Annotated in this window: 16 protein-coding genes; 5 read left to right on the forward strand and 11 right to left on the reverse strand. The window is 43.4% G+C overall.

The annotated features are described in order from the left end of the window. The first annotated feature begins 60 nt into the window (after positions 1 to 60). A complete protein-coding gene (locus tag OEZ43_02345; protein ID MDH5544401.1) occupies positions 61 to 849 on the forward strand; it encodes a hypothetical protein in 789 nt (262 codons plus the stop codon). A 136-nt stretch (positions 850 to 985) separates the two neighbouring features. Here the strand turns inward: OEZ43_02345 and OEZ43_02350 are convergent, their stop codons facing one another. The 6 genes from OEZ43_02350 to OEZ43_02375 all read right to left on the reverse strand — a co-directional run bounded on the left by OEZ43_02350 (position 986) and on the right by OEZ43_02375 (position 5497). After that, entirely contained in the window at positions 986 to 1642 is a 657-nt protein-coding gene (locus tag OEZ43_02350; protein ID MDH5544402.1) for a nitroreductase family protein, read from the reverse strand. A gap of 142 nt (positions 1643 to 1784) precedes the next feature. Beyond that, positions 1785 to 2276: a hypothetical protein gene (locus tag OEZ43_02355; GenBank protein ID MDH5544403.1), complete on the reverse strand. Its 492-nt coding sequence runs from the start codon at positions 2274 to 2276 to the stop codon at positions 1785 to 1787. Between the two features lie 125 nt (positions 2277 to 2401). Continuing rightward, complete coding sequence (locus tag OEZ43_02360) at positions 2402 to 3358, reverse strand: LysR substrate-binding domain-containing protein (protein MDH5544404.1); 957 nt, start codon at positions 3356 to 3358, stop codon at positions 2402 to 2404. A 54-nt stretch (positions 3359 to 3412) separates the two neighbouring features. Then, on the reverse strand, positions 3413 to 4396 hold the full coding sequence (locus tag OEZ43_02365; GenBank protein ID MDH5544405.1) for a hypothetical protein: 984 nt from the start codon (positions 4394 to 4396) through the stop codon (positions 3413 to 3415). A 268-nt stretch (positions 4397 to 4664) separates the two neighbouring features. Further along, positions 4665 to 5240, reverse strand: coding sequence for a VIT1/CCC1 transporter family protein (locus OEZ43_02370; protein ID MDH5544406.1), 576 nt, complete (start codon positions 5238 to 5240; stop codon positions 4665 to 4667). Further along, a complete protein-coding gene (locus OEZ43_02375; protein MDH5544407.1) occupies positions 5237 to 5497 on the reverse strand; it encodes a DUF211 domain-containing protein in 261 nt (86 codons plus the stop codon). The genes OEZ43_02370 and OEZ43_02375 overlap by 4 nt, the downstream gene beginning before the upstream one ends. A 230-nt stretch (positions 5498 to 5727) precedes the next feature. On the opposite strand from OEZ43_02375, the gene OEZ43_02380 reads away from it, so the two are divergent. Then, positions 5728 to 8118 carry a hypothetical protein gene (locus OEZ43_02380; protein MDH5544408.1) on the forward strand — a complete coding sequence of 797 codons (2391 nt, stop codon included), beginning with the start codon at positions 5728 to 5730 and terminating at the stop codon, positions 8116 to 8118. A 6-nt stretch (positions 8119 to 8124) separates the two neighbouring features. Continuing rightward, positions 8125 to 9036 (forward strand): mechanosensitive ion channel family protein, encoded by a 912-nt coding sequence (locus OEZ43_02385; GenBank protein ID MDH5544409.1) that lies wholly within the window; start codon positions 8125 to 8127, stop codon positions 9034 to 9036. Positions 9037 to 9066: 30 nt separating this feature from the next. Here the strand turns inward: OEZ43_02385 and OEZ43_02390 are convergent, their stop codons facing one another. The 5 genes from OEZ43_02390 to OEZ43_02410 all read right to left on the reverse strand — a co-directional run bounded on the left by OEZ43_02390 (position 9067) and on the right by OEZ43_02410 (position 13822). Then, a complete protein-coding gene (locus OEZ43_02390) occupies positions 9067 to 9552 on the reverse strand; it encodes an NfeD family protein (GenBank protein ID MDH5544410.1) in 486 nt (161 codons plus the stop codon). Next, positions 9549 to 10529, reverse strand: coding sequence for a paraslipin (locus OEZ43_02395; protein ID MDH5544411.1), 981 nt, complete (start codon positions 10527 to 10529; stop codon positions 9549 to 9551). The genes OEZ43_02390 and OEZ43_02395 overlap by 4 nt, the downstream gene beginning before the upstream one ends. Before the next feature lie 89 nt (positions 10530 to 10618). Then, complete coding sequence (locus OEZ43_02400) at positions 10619 to 11740, reverse strand: hypothetical protein (GenBank protein MDH5544412.1); 1122 nt, start codon at positions 11738 to 11740, stop codon at positions 10619 to 10621. Positions 11741 to 12136: 396 nt separating this feature from the next. After that, positions 12137 to 12757 carry a hypothetical protein gene (locus OEZ43_02405; GenBank protein MDH5544413.1) on the reverse strand — a complete coding sequence of 207 codons (621 nt, stop codon included), beginning with the start codon at positions 12755 to 12757 and terminating at the stop codon, positions 12137 to 12139. Positions 12758 to 12796: 39 nt separating this feature from the next. Beyond that, positions 12797 to 13822 (reverse strand): GNAT family N-acetyltransferase, encoded by a 1026-nt coding sequence (locus tag OEZ43_02410; protein ID MDH5544414.1) that lies wholly within the window; start codon positions 13820 to 13822, stop codon positions 12797 to 12799. A gap of 872 nt (positions 13823 to 14694) precedes the next feature. Here OEZ43_02410 and OEZ43_02415 point away from each other — a divergent pair. Together OEZ43_02415 and OEZ43_02420 are read left to right on the forward strand one after the other, a co-directional pair. After that, positions 14695 to 14904, forward strand: a complete 210-nt coding sequence (locus OEZ43_02415) for a hypothetical protein (GenBank protein MDH5544415.1) — start codon at positions 14695 to 14697, stop codon at positions 14902 to 14904. Positions 14905 to 15573: 669 nt separating this feature from the next. Continuing rightward, a complete protein-coding gene (locus OEZ43_02420; protein ID MDH5544416.1) occupies positions 15574 to 16659 on the forward strand; it encodes a mechanosensitive ion channel in 1086 nt (361 codons plus the stop codon). The last annotated feature ends 156 nt before the right edge of the window (positions 16660 to 16815 follow it).

Raw genomic sequence — 16815 nt, forward strand, 5'->3', positions numbered from 1 at the left:
GGCCTACAAAATACATATGCCTAGACTACTCATCTACAAATATATAAAGGGCCGCACAACATGACTGAGTCTGAAAGCTTGCAAGTTTTTCTCAGATTTCTCGATCAACGATATTCGGAGTTCAAACTTCAACTTGAGATTGTGCTGGAAACCATGACCTCAAATGATCAGGAGTCCAAACTGTCCAACGCCAGACAACTATTAAGTTCTGGTTCTGCACTCGCCCTAACCCTTGCAGCTTCCGATAGGCCATCTTGGCTAAGAGAAATTATTGATAATACCGAATGGTATGTGGGCAATTATGGTAACAATAGTGCAAACCATGCGTATCTGATGAAGATACTTGGCAACTTTGACACTGCACTGAATCATGAGTGGCTGTTCACTCAAACTGAGACTGCTCAGAGTTACAACCATGATAACCTGTATCAAAACCTTAATGGTGAAAGCAGAATCGTGGAGTTATTTGATCAAATGGCGGAAACGCTTAATCAAATGATAGATAGCTGTGAGATTGATAGCGTGTCTGCAATTAACAGCCTGGATCAACTTATATTGCTCATTAAACAAAATAGACAAAGTTCTTTTTTTTCCGTCACGGCAACACAGGATTTCATTACACGTTTTATAAAGAACGCAACCTGGATGCATATTCGCAAGATCCCTGGCGTCAAGACTCTAAAAGATAACTTTGAGAAAACAATAAAGGATATGGATACAGAGATAGACAGGGTTCAAAAGGAAATTTCAAATGCTATTCAACAGCGTTATGACAATTCTGTAAAGCCCATCATGAATCGCAACCCGGTAAAAAAAGTTCAGGCGGAACCTGAGACAATAGAACAATAGAACAATAGAACAATAGAACAATAGAACAATAGAACAATAGAACAATAGAACAATAGAACAATAGAACAATGGAACAATGGAACAATGGAACAATAGAACAATAGACTGAGACCGGGATTTCTCCAGGTTTCAACGCCTAAATCCGAAGCAGTATTTCATTCATCGCCAGTCTGGACTTAGGCAGTTTATAATTAAAGTCCTCTTCAGGATGATGATAGCCAATAGCAAGCGCAACTTCGCAACGATACCCGGCAAGTTCTTTTTCGAATTCCAAATTGACTTTAACCGTATCGATTCCTTCCAAAGAAGTTGAATCAATCTTCAGACGAGCCAGTGTATGCAAGGTATTTCCCAGCGCAATATAGGTCTGCGCCTTTGTCCAGGCGCCGTTAAACCCGGTAGCATCGGTATTCCAGTCGGCAAATCGATATGAATTAAATGCCGACTCACGCGCCTCGGGCTTTATTCGGCCGTCTTCAATATATTTGTCTACAACTTTGGAAAAGTTTTCGCGCGTATAGTACGGATTGTGCGCGAAGAGAATAATCTGCGAACTATCGAAAACATGAGCCCGATTATATTGATGTTTTTCGGAAAAGGTTTCATACATACGCTTTTTGGCATCATCACTCTCGATAACGATAAATTTCCATGGTTGAGAATTTATCGAAGATGCAGAGAGACGCATCGCCTCGAATAGGATATTGAGGTTTTCTTCAGATACCTTGCGCGCAGGATCATATTTTTTGCTTGTATAGCGCCACATTAAATCATCGATTACTGAATGTTTCATACTCACCCCATTCTGTCGCAAGAAAAAGACGTATTCATATAATAATGTAAGACGTCATTCAATCGAACTTTTTATCGACAAGAATTCTCAAAACAAAAAGCCCCGAAGCAATTCGGGGCTTTTCTGTCAAGTTAAAACCAGACTATGCGGCTTTAGGAACACCGTGGCCATTGCTTCGTGTGGGTGAATTCATATAGAAATCCACCACTTTCTTACCCTGAACCTGGTTCTGCTGTCTCAGCAGAACGTCATATCCCAGGATTGCCTGAATCACCAGCACAATTGCGACGGTATGTGCATAGAATGCCCAAATTGTAGCTGCAGGAGGATGCGCAATCGCAAAAATTGACAATCCAAGTCCTAAAAGTAAACCCAGTGTGTTCGTTACCAGGCTTGGTTCGGGCAAATACCGAGACCCAACAGCTTTAGGCGTTAGCCTTTTTCCCAGTATCGCTAGTGATACTAGTAAGATCCCAAAAATATTGGCCGCGGCCATCCATTTCATCAAAATCGGTGGATCTACCATAGCGGTCATGATGACACCAAAGCCCAGTGCTAAGTAGACACCGCGCTGTATCAGCGTAGTATCCACCTGCAAACTGGTATTCGGTTGTAAGGTAATGATTTTTTCCATCGTAATTCTCCAAACTCTAGGATTAAGGGGGCTAGCAAAATGCTTCGCCATGCGCTCACTATCTTCTAATCCGGAAAATTTCGACAACGAGAATTCTGTAGTTGCTTGATTGAAGAAAATCAATACTACGCGACTGCTGTCTGTTCGCGGTTTTCAAACGGCAAGCTTGGTGAAAGACAACTATAAGCGATTCTTCTGCCATCACTCTTGGCAAAGTCAACGAAGGCACGCGCAGCGGGAGACAGTCTTTTACCTGCCGCATAGGCCAGATACCACTCTTTCATTATCGGAAAGCCTTCAACATCCAATTCAGTCAGCAGTCCAAGCTTTAACTCCAAGGGCACCGCAAAACGAGACAACACACTCAGGCCCAGCCCACCAATTACCGCTTGCTTAATTGCTTCATTGCCACCGAGCGTCATACGCGTGTTTAGACGGATATTTTTTTCTTCACAGAAACGTTGTATCTCTTTCAGTGTCGTGGAACCTGGCTCACGGACAATAAATGGCTCTTTCATCAGTCTTGCCAAAGAAATATTTTTTTCTTTTGCTAGCGGATGATCGCGCGGTGCGATTACTACCAATGGATTTTCGACAAGAGAGATTACCTTAACGTCTAAATCTGTAGGTATGCGCCCAAACACATAGAGATCATCGGCGTTGTTTTCCAGTCGCTCTGTAACAATCGGACGTCTTGCAACGGTTAAATTAATGTCGATATTCGGGTAGGCTTTGTAGAATTCTCCAAAAATTCGCGGCAGAAAATATTGCGAGGTGATATTTCCGGCAATACATAACATACCTTGCGGCTCATTCTTGTACTCGGCAACTTCCCGTTCAATTTCACCGAGATCTGTCAGCAGTTTGCGACAATGCTCGTAAAAGAGTTTACCCGGCGCCGTGAGATACAATTTTTTGCCTACTTGCTCAAAAAGAGGAATACCGAGACTTTCGGAAAGATGTTTTATCTGTAGCGAGATCGTAGATTGAGTAACAAATAATTCCTCTGCCGCACGTGTAAAACTCAAATGCCGCGCGACAGAATCAAATGCCTGTAATTGGCGAACACTAACTCTCAACATTCCATTAACCTCCAATGCCAAGTTTCCTTAGATGGAGGGCAAGGCGTAATAATTTCAAGTATTAAAAGAAATATTTTTTGCCGGACGACCTTTATTTAACAGTACGATCTCGGAAACAGAATTGTTGTCACCTGGAACACGTTCTACAAAACAGCTGGCTTTACGGCGGATCACCAATACATTGTCTGGCGGTAGCGTTGCATTGTAAGCATCTTGGAATTTCTTAACGGCTTGGCAGTAGAACGCGTTACAGGTGGCAGATCTGAGCTCGAAAGGGAGCACACAACCCATTTCTCCCTGGTTGATACAGGCGTTAGAAATAGACTCGCCTGGCAGAAAGGACAGGTAGAGGTTACAGACATCATTTACATCAAATTCTGGATTTTTATCAATCAGCGTTTTTATACTATTTGCCGATAAGAAGGCATGTTCCGCACCATGCGTGCAGCAACCACCCTTGCAAATCGAGCAACATTGGTCACACCACTTTTTCAAACCAGCTTTTTTTGCAAACAGGTCGTAAACAGCTGATTGTCTTTGGATGGCATCTTGATATTGTCCATTCGGGACTTCAACGGCGCCCGTCAACGCAAATGCCTCATTGGTAATTTTTAGCAAGTGCTCGACATATTTTTCACGTCGATTTTCCGCAAGTTTCTCTCGCCCTGTGTTTCCAGAAGGCAAGGACACTACCGTTAAATTTTCGTTCTTCAACAGATAATTACCGGACAGCACATGATCGCGAATCTGCGTATTTTCTCGTTTCTCTCTTTTTTTACACTTCGCCCGGTAAGTTTTTAGCTCCGCTTCCTTTATACGCCTATCCAGAATGAGTTTTCGTTTGAACGCTAGATGAGCGTCAAACAAGTGTGGCTCCATGAGCGACTTCTGATCAAATACTTGTTTGCATTCAAAAGCGGAACAAAGTACCGGTTGCTTATCATCTACAAACAAGGATTCGGTGGGGCTTAGCTGAGTGTCGCATACTGCGCATCGATAGGGCTGACCGATGCGCAACATTGTCTCCATGATTGTCATTTCAACATCCGTATCCGCTTGGTATGTGCGTTAAACTAAATAATTGCCTAATGTAATGAAATTCACATACGGCACTGACTTCAATAGGTCAATCGGCTGGTCTATTTCTGAGATGTTCAAAATAACAGTAAAGCGCACTTGGAACTATGCGCTGGTTAACAGTTTATCCTCATCATGTATATTCGAGACACAAAAAGGTGCTAGTCAAGACAGCGACGACGTTCGACAAAGCGGAACGAAGTCTGGTGCCGAGGAAAACGTTTGTTGCTTAGTGAAGATACTTCGTCACCAAGAAAATAATTGCTGTTGTAAACAAGGCGATAGCCAAGGTTCTCACGCCCGACCACAACCAGAATGTGTTGCTTAATCTTCCGACAAATATTCCGAGAAAAAACAGTGAGATAAAACCTACCAACATAGATGCTAACAGGGCGTTTTGAACTGATAGTGTAGCTCCCTCCAAAAAGAGCGGCGAAAGTATCAGCATCGAAAGCAGAAAGGGGGAAGCTCCATTGACCAAGGCCACAAATAGCGGTACCCGACGCATTTGTTGCTCATGCTGTGATTCCCCCATGTCACGAATCATGGCATGTTCGAGGTCGGCTAATTCCTTTTTCCGCTCGGCGGTTTCGCTAATATATGCACTGGAAAATCCGCTTATACCCAACGCGACCGCCGCACCCAGACAGGCACTAATGACTGGTGCAACGGTGTCGGTTCCCCCGAAGTAAAACCCGACCATTATACCTAGCATGGTCAGTCCGCCATCGAAACCATTCACTACCATGTAACGCCGTGCAATCGCGAGTCCCGGCGTAAAAATTCGGCGTATACTTGTAATCACAAGCTATTATGAATCTCTATTTCATCAACGCTATGGAGTGAACCGCCCATGGCGTGTATTGCGTCTTTAATCGGGTCCAGATCGATATTGTCGCCTTTGATCTCAATAATCACAGACTCTGTCTTTTCATCTACCTCGTCGACTGCATAAATTACCTGATAACCGACGGACAACTCTGCAAGAGTTTTCGCAAAATCAATACCTTGCGGCTGATGCGGTTTGAGTACGTCCAGCACGATGCGTTTAATCGAAGACACGCAGAAACCTCCACACTAATTCAGCCTTTTCTTATACACGCACACCTGCGCAATGACAACAATCGCCTTTTTAAGTAGCATGCATATTTAGTTTCAGAGGGAATATCTCCTATCTATTATTGGTGCTATATTTTGACAAGTAGTTGTTGCTGACAAGCAAGTTCAAGACATCCGCGCACGCATTTTCTAACATACGACTCAATTGTTTTTTTCGGAGACTTCATTAATAGATGGCCATCACCCTAATAGAGGACAAACCCAAACAGCAACTATTCGAGGAGGCAGCCACAGATCCCTTATTGTCGGCGGTCAGCCAATATGACGAAGTAGAGGCATTTCTTTCTCGACTGCAACACTCAACCATTGAACTCTCCGACTTAATTCACAAGGAATTCGAAACACGTCGGGTACGCTCGCTTTCACGCCTATCCGCCCTAAAGCAAGCCATCCAGGAGACACATGACACCTTGGCAGGGCAGTTTGGAAAGCTTCTGGAAATGTCCACTGTGGATAAATATGTTTTACGCTCAACCTTTGCGCGCATGGAAAAAACGCTCATCCGACTATCGCGTGAAGTACATCCATACCTCACCAGCGTGTTGGAGCCTCTGGCACCTAATCACGGCGTTATCAATACGCTTATGTCCCAGGTTCTCGCAGCATATTATCGTGCAGTCTCGGATGCACCCGAAAACCTGGTATCCGTTGTCGATTATTATACTTTGGCTATTATTCGAGAGGGTAAATCCGTTGTAGAGGCCTTCATCGAGGAATTCGAATCAACGACGATAGATAGAACACACAGTCGATTTAATCTTTCAAGTTATCGCAGGCTACGCAAACATTTTTATCACCGACTTCGAATCTTGGAACTTCCTCTTGCCCAAATGACCAAAAAGCAGTTTTTGGATCATCGCAACGATTTAACAGAGCAATTAACGCTGCAACATGAACAAATACACCATCAGCTTAGTGGCAACCTTGATGTAACCTGGCGGACTATACGCTTCAGTCTGGAAGAGGTATTGGCCGAGCTCGATGATATTTTGGACGATACCATCGATATGACGACAACATCACTAAATTCCCGACTAAGTGAACCTCAACAGATTTTATTAGATGGCCTTCAAAAGGCTTACGACTCTTTCGAAGAAATTGGTGAACAGTATTTTAATTTTTTCAATCATGTAGAGGCCTTGCTGGAAGATGATAGCAACAGCTGCCTTCAGGCATTACGTGCGCAGGTACAAAGAATACTAACGTTCAGGGAATCTCCACCTAGCAGAAGCAACCCGCTTAGATTCAAGTCCGCGATATTGTGGGCCAAGATCAATCGCATTTTTGATCTAAACATTGATGACATTAATCGTGGAAATCGACATATATTTAGCGTTGCTCGTGGCGGTGTAAAACAAGCGTTAAGGCATTTGCAAAGAGAGTCATATGATCAAAACACTTTGCTGCGCATGTCCGAGTTGCCTCCCATTAGCGAAATATTTGGTGCTGAGCGAAACCTTCCGCCAATATACAGAAGACTATTTAGTTCAAAACCACTTGTTACTCTCGACATGGTAGTTTGGAGAGAGGAGCCTATCAGTCAGTTCATGGAGATATTTTATCGCTGGGAGAGTGGTCATGAGTGCTCGATCAGTATATGTGGCCAGGAAGGTAGCGGGAGAAACACGTTACTCAACGTTCTAGAAGGTGAACTCGAGTCTCTGATTGTCCGCCAAAGGGTAGAGATTACTGAAAGATTGCGCTCGCAGGCCGATATCATCAGGATGTTTCAGAATTGGTTCAAGATTGAGGAAGATGTCGAGTCCTTGGATGAACTCATTAGCTTGTTACACCAACAGCCCAAGCAAGTCGTATTTGTGGAAGGATCACACAATTTACTGTTACGTACTATTGGCCTGAGAAACGCACCTCATGCCATGATGTATGTTATTTTGGCGACCAGATCCCAATTTCTTTGGGTTATGAGCTTCAAGCAATATCCTTGGCAAAGATTATCCTATCTATTCGATATACAACGCTACTTTACGCACCGAATTTCTATTGATTTTGGTAGCGATGTAGAAATAAGAGACGCCATTTTACTTCGACAACGCTGTTCACAATATCCGGTAGTTTTTACTGCCGGCTCGGTTCGTAGAACAGTTATCAAAAGAACGGTTAGCAGGCTTGGTGAAGAGTCCGCTCGAGCACAGAAAATATTGACAGATCTGTATTTTGAAGAGCTCTTTCAGATCAGCGGAAAAAACATGAAGGCGGCCATGTATTTTTGGCTCTACTCTATAAAATATGATGCCACCAACAAACGCATTCTTGTCATACGAAGTCCTAGAGTGGAATTTGGATTTATTCAGGATTTGGATCGCTTATACCTATTTACACTGGGCGAAATAATTTACCACGGCGAGTTGTCGGTAACTGAACACGCGGAAATATTTAATTTGAACACTTTTGTCAGCCGAAGCCGACTGGAATATCTACGCCACATTCGTCTGCTTGAAGCACTTCGCTACGGAAGAAACAAACTGCCTTCCTCATATGGCATAAATCCAGTTTTTTACCAGCCCTTAGTATCGATACTAAGCGCGCAGCACATTTTGTACTAGGAGTAAATGAGAGAGACAATGGATCAAAATGCGATAAAAACATTAACCGATCTGCTTTCGTTCAATGTGATCGTCGTTGGCGTTTTACTGATCACTATGGCATGGCTGGTTGTACATGCGCTTGATTACGCCTCTCTACGGCTTAGTACACGCTTTCCAAAATATCGCCTGCAAATCTCCCGAGTATTTCCTATCGCGCGTCTACTTACATGGGTAACAGCGTTTTATATTTTAGTAGTGGATATCATACATCCTCCTCAGAACACAGCACTGGCTATACTTGCATCGGCAGGTTTAGCCATTGGCTTGGCTGCGCAAGACCCAGTCAGAAATATATTGTCTGGCATATTGATACTTTTCGATCAACCGTTTCGCGTTGGGGATATGATTCGTGTGGGCGAATACTATGGTGAGGTCGTGCGTATCGACACCCGCACAACTCGCGTTAGAACATTTGATGATAATATTGTCAGTTTCCCAAATTCCTTGGTTTTGACGCAGGCTGTCGCTAATTCGAACAGTGGCAATCTCGACGAACTCGTAATGGTGACATTTCATCTACCAGCATATATTGACACCCAGTTGCTAAAAAATCTTTTTTGGGAAGCAGCCGCCGCTTCACCGTATGTCTATTTGCGCAAGGGCATTACCGTATTGGTTGAAGATCAGTTCAATCGATCCTTTTTGACACGCATAACAGTCAAATGCTACGTAATTGACGTACGCTACGAAAGACTCATGCATAGCGATATTACAGAGAATATTAAATCCGAGTTGATTAAGCTCGGACTGATCAATAAGGAAACCGTCATTTTTATGGCTGACCAGCCTGTTGAGTTTCATTCGAAAAACTACGAAGAAGAATCGACACCTAAAGACAATGGCATTGAGAAACAGAATTCAAGAATAATTAGCTAAACCGAGCGATCCAGGAATACATTCATTGAATTAAGATTCGTCCAGTGGCGCGACACGAAATTTTCCTGCATCAACTGAAACAACGGTTACACGTGTACCCGCACCTAGCTGTTTGTTCAAACTTCCTTCATCCAATTCTACTTTCCACTCAATACCAGAGTAACGTGTCTTCGATGTACTATTCGAACTTAAATCGGACTCAAGATTAAAAACCAAACCTACAAAGTCACTACTGGTATCGTGAACATCATTGTTTCGAGTCTTTTCCATACTTTTTAACGGTTTCCATAGTGCCGCTGATATCAAAGCTGAAGAGAGCGCGAAACTGCCGATACTCGCTAACCAAGTGTCTGAAAGTATGCCCGCCCATAGCAAGCCTCCTGTCAACAGGGCACCTAAACCGAGAAACAGTACAAATCCGGTAGAAAAGCCAAGCACTAGCAACTCAATAGCAAGTAGCAGGAAACCTGCGGTAAACCAGAACGCATGTAAGTGCGTATTAAAATACTCAATCATTTTGAGTCACCAGGCTGAGAACCAAATGCCTTACTCTCATTCATAGCAGCAACGATCGCAACCGCCTCAGCGACTACCGGTGCTGCTTCGTTGGATTTACCATCCATAAGTACTACTGTAGAACTCTTGGCAATGGCATGTTTCGCATCGATAGCCTTGGTCGCCAGATCAAGCTGCACCGCTTTTTGGCCTTGCGCTGTGGCAGCCGCTTCGCCTATGGTTAGCAATGCTCCAGCCTTGGCCACCGCTACCATTTCGATCGCGCGCGCTTCACCCTCTGCCTTCAATATCTGTTCAGATTTATCTGCCTCGGCAGCCAATACCCGTGCCTGTTTCTCTCCTTCGGCAATATTAATCGCCGACTGTCGTTCACCTTCTGATTCCAGAATTGCCGCACGCTTTTCCCGTTCAGCTTTCATTTGTCTTTCCATTGCTTCGAGTACGCTACGTGGTGGCTCTATATCTTTAATTTCGTAGCGTAACACCTGCACACCCCAAGGTTCGGACGCTTCGTTTATTGAGTTTACAATGGCGACGTTAAGCGTATCGCGCTCCTCAAAAGTTTTATCGAGGTCCATCTTTCCGATTTCCGAACGCATCGTCGTTTGTGCCAATTGGGTTACTGCAAAGGCGTAGTCTTCGACACCGTAACTCGCCTTATAGGGATCAAGAACCTTAAGATACAACACGCCATCTACAGTCAAGCCGATGTTATCCTTTGTTATCGCGCCTTGACTGGGGACATCAATGGCTTGTTCTTTGAGAGTGCGAATATAGGCGACTTTATCTATAAAAGGCACAATAAAATTCAGACCAGCCGTAAGCGTGGCGTTATAGCGACCAAATCGCTCGATCACATAGGCGTTGTTCTGCGGAACAAACTTTATAGAAGTCTTTAGAAGCAAGACAACCACCACAGCAAATCCCATCCAAAAACCGAACGCTAAATCCAAATAGCTTCCACTATCGTCTATCATTGGCCTCTCCATTTCTCTTTGAATGTGCGCCTAAAAGAATTACTTACTATTACCACTGTTTCGTGGAGTTAGACTACCACTGCTGATCGCTATTTCAAGCCATAAATCAGGATCTCCAAGGGGAGCATCAATATGTCACCGACAATTTTTGACGTCTTTTTGAAGTTTTCCTCGCGCGATTTCTTTTTCCATTCCGCTTCTGAAATGACTCTTCCATCCTCGGCCCAACGTTGAATTGGACCGACGGGATTACCGTTTGAATCCGTATTCATACTCAGCATTGGCTGCCCATCTGGATACCAGAATCGCTTTATGCCATGAGTCGTGGAATTCGCCGGTATAATCTCACTTTCGACGTAGCCCGATTCATACCAGGTTTTTTTATATGGCAGTCGTTCATCGAGCTTGTTCACACCGTTTTCATACCATTCTTTCCTAAAAACAAAACCTGCGCCCTCTTTCGGCTCCAGTTCAGACGTTAACTGTCCGTTTCGTGCCCAGGTTTTTCCCACGCCTTTGGCCTGACCATTTTCATAGAAACGATGGGATTGTTTAGCTCCATTGTCCCAATAGGTAGTCCAGCTTCCATGATTTTTTCCGTTTGTATAGTCAATTGTTGCAGAAACATTGCCGCATACATCAAAGACTGTCATCGTTCCATGCTCTACACCATTTTTGAACGGTCGCTCCGCCCATAAATGCCCGGCGTGATACTCGTACTCAGTCCCCTCTTTTTTGCCGTTCACAAAGTTTCCTTTAAGCAAACTTCTCGAGGCATACCACTTTTTGCCATCAATATGTTTTGAATATTTACTATCGTAGTTTATTTTGTATGATCCATGTCGCACACCGCTGACCTCCTCACCAAAGAAATACTTTTTCTTGGCATCCAAATACTTTGGTTCTGGTATAAGCGTAAACAAGTAGGGATATTCCTCACTAGATTTCACAGTGTCGGGACGACAACTGGGGGAGGGTACATTCTTTTGGCTAACTGCGACGCTTTCCGGACGATGCTGTCTTTCGATTTCAGGCAACGTAGATAACTTCGTTTCTGTCGCTCTAGCCTCCGAGGTGTTTTTCTCCGCCTGATTTCTGTGAAAAGGGGTCTTAGTAACAAGCTGTTGTGATTTATCTTTTACTATTTTCGTGTAGTCCTTTCCGCATGCGAAAAGGCAAAATAGAACAGTTACATATACCACACTTCTCATACCGGGATCCCCTTGCGTGCTGGCGAAAGACGTAAAAACAGGAATGACAAATGCAAAATAGTCGCCGGTTTTAGGGGTAAATTTGAGAAATTGAATCTAAAATAGTTGTTATTAGCTATCTGAAGACATCTTGCTTTTTGAGACAGTGTTTGCCGCGCGGCAACAAACCACTTTCTCAGGCAGATAGTTGTCGTGTAAGAACACAATTCAAAATCTCTCGTTGCACATATCGATCAAAGAGGACTGTTGCTTAAAATGGCGGGTTGTTTTCTCCTGCCGGTCTTAAATAATGCAATCGAAAATTACCTATTCAAATGGCATTTTCAATAAAACAAGAAAATCTTTTCAATCATAGTTCTACAACTAGACGGCGTCGAATATCTGGCCTTAGATTTATCAGACTTCAAACGCAGAATAGGAAAGGATCACTTTCAGGTACGGCGCATATGTCAGAATCGCCCCTTGGTATGCTCCAGAATTGTGATAGGCTTCCAGCATATGTTGAAAAGCAATCTCATTCTCTGGATTCTCTTTGAGAGCTTCAAGCGACTCAAGAAATGGCTTGATAGATTCTTCGTCAAGATAGGTTTTCAACATCACAATATCATTGGCTACCCTGTTGGCACTAACTGGGCGGAACTGAACACTATCAATTTGGTCTTCTACATCATCGAACTCAGGCGGTTCCTCATACACATTCCAACCAGGTGCTTCCGGTCCTGGATCGCTTTCAATATCCAATTCTACGCCATCTATTTTGTATTTTAGTAACTCAATAAATCTACTAAAGCTTTCCTGACTCGGCTCGTTGCGGTACATGGAAAACACTACTCGGTTTCTACCGCTATCGTAGAAGTCCAGTTCATCTCCATTTTCTACGCCTTCAGAATTGAGCAAAGCAGTATTCAATGCCAATTTTTCGGATTTTAGAATCCCCTTAACCTGAACATATAAGATGTCATCAACAATTTCGAATTCTTTACTGCCCTTTAAGAAGCGCTTTTGCACTAACTTCATAATTTATTTCTCTCTTTGTATACGCAGGAAAGTCCATAGCTACTTCAACCAGTGTTGAAGTTTGTTAACAATGCGCCCAAATCCACTACCAGAATTTTCTTGCTTGGCGAAACAGAATGCGAAAAACTCTCGTCGCTCTGACATCCAATCTTGCTTGTAGGCATCGTTTCCAGTTAAGAAATCGATTTCCGAAACCCTATCAACGTCGATCACATATTGCATCAAAAAACTGGTCAGAATGGATCCCGTGGAGTAGTGTTTCCACGCCTCATCGTAAGCCAAACGGAATATACTCGCCTTTCTATTATGTACAAACCATATTTGCGCGGCCACGGGTGTATTTTTGACATAAAGAATTGCTAGTCGAGTCCATCCCCGTTGAGAAAACGCATCAACAAAACGGTCTACAAAGTCCACTCTCTGTTCATTTGACTTCCAACTCGCGCTATAAACCCTATAGTAATCCTGCATCATCTCTAATACATCTCGTCCGGTAAAAAGACGTATTTCAAACGAGTGATCACGTTGTAATTTACGACTTTTACGGGTGATAGTATTACGCAGTTTGGCAGGACGGCCTTTCAAATATTCTTCAAAACACGACTCTTCAACCTTGTGCCGCCAGTTATAGTGCCTAAAGTGGTGTTCAAATTGAAAACCTATTGACGTTAGCGCTTCTTTCAACGCATGTATCTTATGGTCAGATTGCGTGACAGGTTCCAACAATAGCCCCGAAAGAGGTAGCGTACGCAGACCTTTGGCCAGACATTGCAAAACTTGAGTTGTACAGTCATCTGACAATAGAAGCCCGAAATTTGGCGAGTATTGGTGTTTAAGCGAATACCAGTTTTTACCCGCATTACTCGCAAGTGGAAGCAATGCCATCACTTGATTTTCGCGTACCACGCAAGCGAGAACCAACTGCTGCCCATCATCCAGGGGGGAGGCTGTCAGGCACTGAAACCATTCTCGGGAAAGAAAAACACTGTTTTCCTCGGCAATGCCGAACAATTCAGATGCGCTGTCAGGCACATGTAGCCAATTTGTGTAGCAAATAAACTGCATTTGTTCCAGGGTGTAAGAAAATCAATTTTCGGTAGTATAACGCCAAAATGACTCTAGTGTCTTTGTAACGAAAAGGCTCTCGGTCACCGAATACTCGCCTACATATAGTTCTGTTGCATCCCATAGACACTCATTTACAAGAAAATTTTGTCTATTAGAAAAATGGTCATTTGCTTTACACAAGCTTTGCTTATATCCCTATCACTCTGGTTGCGCACGACGTTTGGGGTAGCTCGCTTGCTGTGAAGTCAGAAGAAATTTGGCGGTTGGAGATCTTGTCATGGAGACCGTTGGTGTACCAAATCGTCCAGTTCCAGCTTTAGCATTTCCTGTCGACTATAGCGGCAAGTCTTTTGTTTGACTGGGCGATACATTCTTACATCGGCAAAAGGCAACATGATACTTTTGTTGCAAGACTTCCGTTTGTTGATTTATGGCAAGGACATACTTGGTTCCACGCCGCCATCATTTTCAATTTGCCTCACACTCCTGGCCGCATCGGCGAAGTCGCGGCCGCAGCAAATGCTCGCAAACTTTTTTCATTTGATGTCACAAACTGAGAGTAGACTTGATCTTGTGTAGACTGAAATCCGGGAACCAGGATACAGCGGCAGAATACAAGTCACTAGTGACTTGTGTGTGCATAGACTACACGATGATTGTAAGACACGCGTCTGGAAAAGGCAGTTTTCACATTCATTAGGTATTGAGCAAAAAAAACATTTTGTGTTGTTGCCAATTACCGACAACTGTTTGCAAAAAAACAAACTATAGTTACATCAATTGGACTCTAAGCAATGCTTTTTGCTTTAGGGTACAAGACTTGCAGCAAACCAGCCTCGCAGGAAACAACATTCATTAAAGGAGTTGATATGAGAACCAAGCTGATTACCATTACCCTTACAACATTAGGTATTTTTGCGCTGTTAGGATGTGAAAAGCAGAGCAAAGAGACTGAAACCACTGCAGCAGAACCTGCTGTTCAAATGGGTACTATGAGCAACGACACAATGAACAACGAGTCAATGGCGCAGCCAGGTGGCGACTCAATGGAGTCAGACAACACCGCACAACCTCAGTAAAAATTTGCTAAGAAAAGCCGGCTTATGCCGGCTTTTTTCTTTCGATTTGGGTTTATTTGTGCTGATATTTTATACACATGACAAAAACGAATACTACACACTTGGCACTTCCAGGTTATTTTAGACGAGTCACATTTAGTCAACTGATCACCCGCGTATCTAAACAAAAAAGCTGAATTCAGTTAAATTCCCACTACCAGAAACAGACCTTCGTAATAGTCCACTCGAAATTGATCTTAATATTCCAAACATACCTAGCTTTAACATCTCCTTAGTCTGAATACGCTACTTTGACCAATTCGCACCGACGAAATTGCACGAAGCAGTTCCATAATTTTCTTTGGCAATACGAATTAGTTAGTGCGGAGCATCTTTTTCTGTTGAGACGATTCCGTCAACTTAATGAAATCAGGGAGTAACTTATTGGCGTTTGTTTACACCGCATGTTCAACGAGGAATCTAATTCCCTTAATTGGGCATAAGTCAAAAGATTTTGATTATGAACAACTCGACATTACAATATCGAGTATTTATAAACCTACTGAACGTGTGGCAGGATAGAAAAAGGTGATCTCTGTGAGAGATTCTTTTGTCGGCGGAACACAGCACTTTCTGTAAGATACGCATTTATACACATAGCTCGATTACGAGGCAGAAAATAAATTAGTTATGAACATGCAAGTTTTAATCGAATGGCTCGAGCCGATATTGGAATTGTTTGGCAAACATCCCTATATGAAGTCCTTAGTTGTATTGGCATTGGCCTTCGCAGTTGCCAACCTGATTTCTTTTGTCGTTAGCCGAATTGTCGTTCGCATCACTATACATACTGGCACAGAGTTAGATGATCGTATAGTAAGACTGTTAAAAGGCCCTGTTTATTGGACGGTGATATTGGTAGGCGGTCTGGCGGCCATTTCCATGCTTGAGTTCTCTCCATCACTAGATTTCGGATTAAGCGGAATTCTCTATAGCATACTTATAGTTCTCTGGTCGCTTTTTATCACTCGTCTATTGAGATCTATTTTGGTTTCGATTAGCAGCAAACCCGATTCGTACTCATTGGTTCGGCCGCAGACATTGCCACTGTTCAGCAACGCCTCTTTTTTAATCGTAACCGTATTAGCCATATATCTGTTCTTTGAGACATGGAATATCGATATGACTGCCTGGCTGGCTTCCGCTGGGATTATCGGTATTGCCGTCGGTTTCGCCGCCAAGGATACGCTTGCCAATCTGTTTGCCGGCGTCTTTATTCTTGCTGATGGTCCGTACAAAATTGGCGATTATATCGTGTTGGAAAATGCCGAGCGGGGCAAGGTAACGCACATCGGAATTCGAAGCACGCGTATACTTACTCGAGACGACGTAGAGGTCACCATTCCCAATTCCATCATGGGCAATTCGCGCATTACCAATGAGTCAGGCGGACCATATGAGAAGTTTCGCATCCGGGTGCCTGTTGGCGCAGCATATGGGAGTGATATTGATCAGGTCCGCGACACTTTGCTGAAAGTAGCCTTGGAAGAGCCTGGCGTATGTAACAATCCCGAGCCAAGAGTACGGTTTCGTCGATTTGGAAACTCAGCTTTGGACTTCGAACTGTTATGCTGGGTAGAGAATCCGGAACTCCGCGGTCGTGTTGTGGATGCGCTTAACTCAACCATCTATAAACAATTTAAACTTACTGGCATCGAGATCCCTTATTCAAAACACGATATCTACATCAAAGAGATGCCCGATAAGTTTAAATAGCCTGAAGACATCAAGTGTAGAGAATTGAGTTTCGAAGCATTCTAAACCTCTTTTTTCAGCATCGATCGTGTTAAACGGTGTAGAAGCAGGCTTACAAACAGCAAAAATGACGGCCATTTGTGTCAAAATACATGCATAATTCGCTTATAGCGCAGG

It is taken from the genome of Gammaproteobacteria bacterium, assembly GCA_029881255.1.
Classification (GTDB): Bacteria; Pseudomonadota; Gammaproteobacteria; order S012-40; family S012-40; genus JAOUMY01.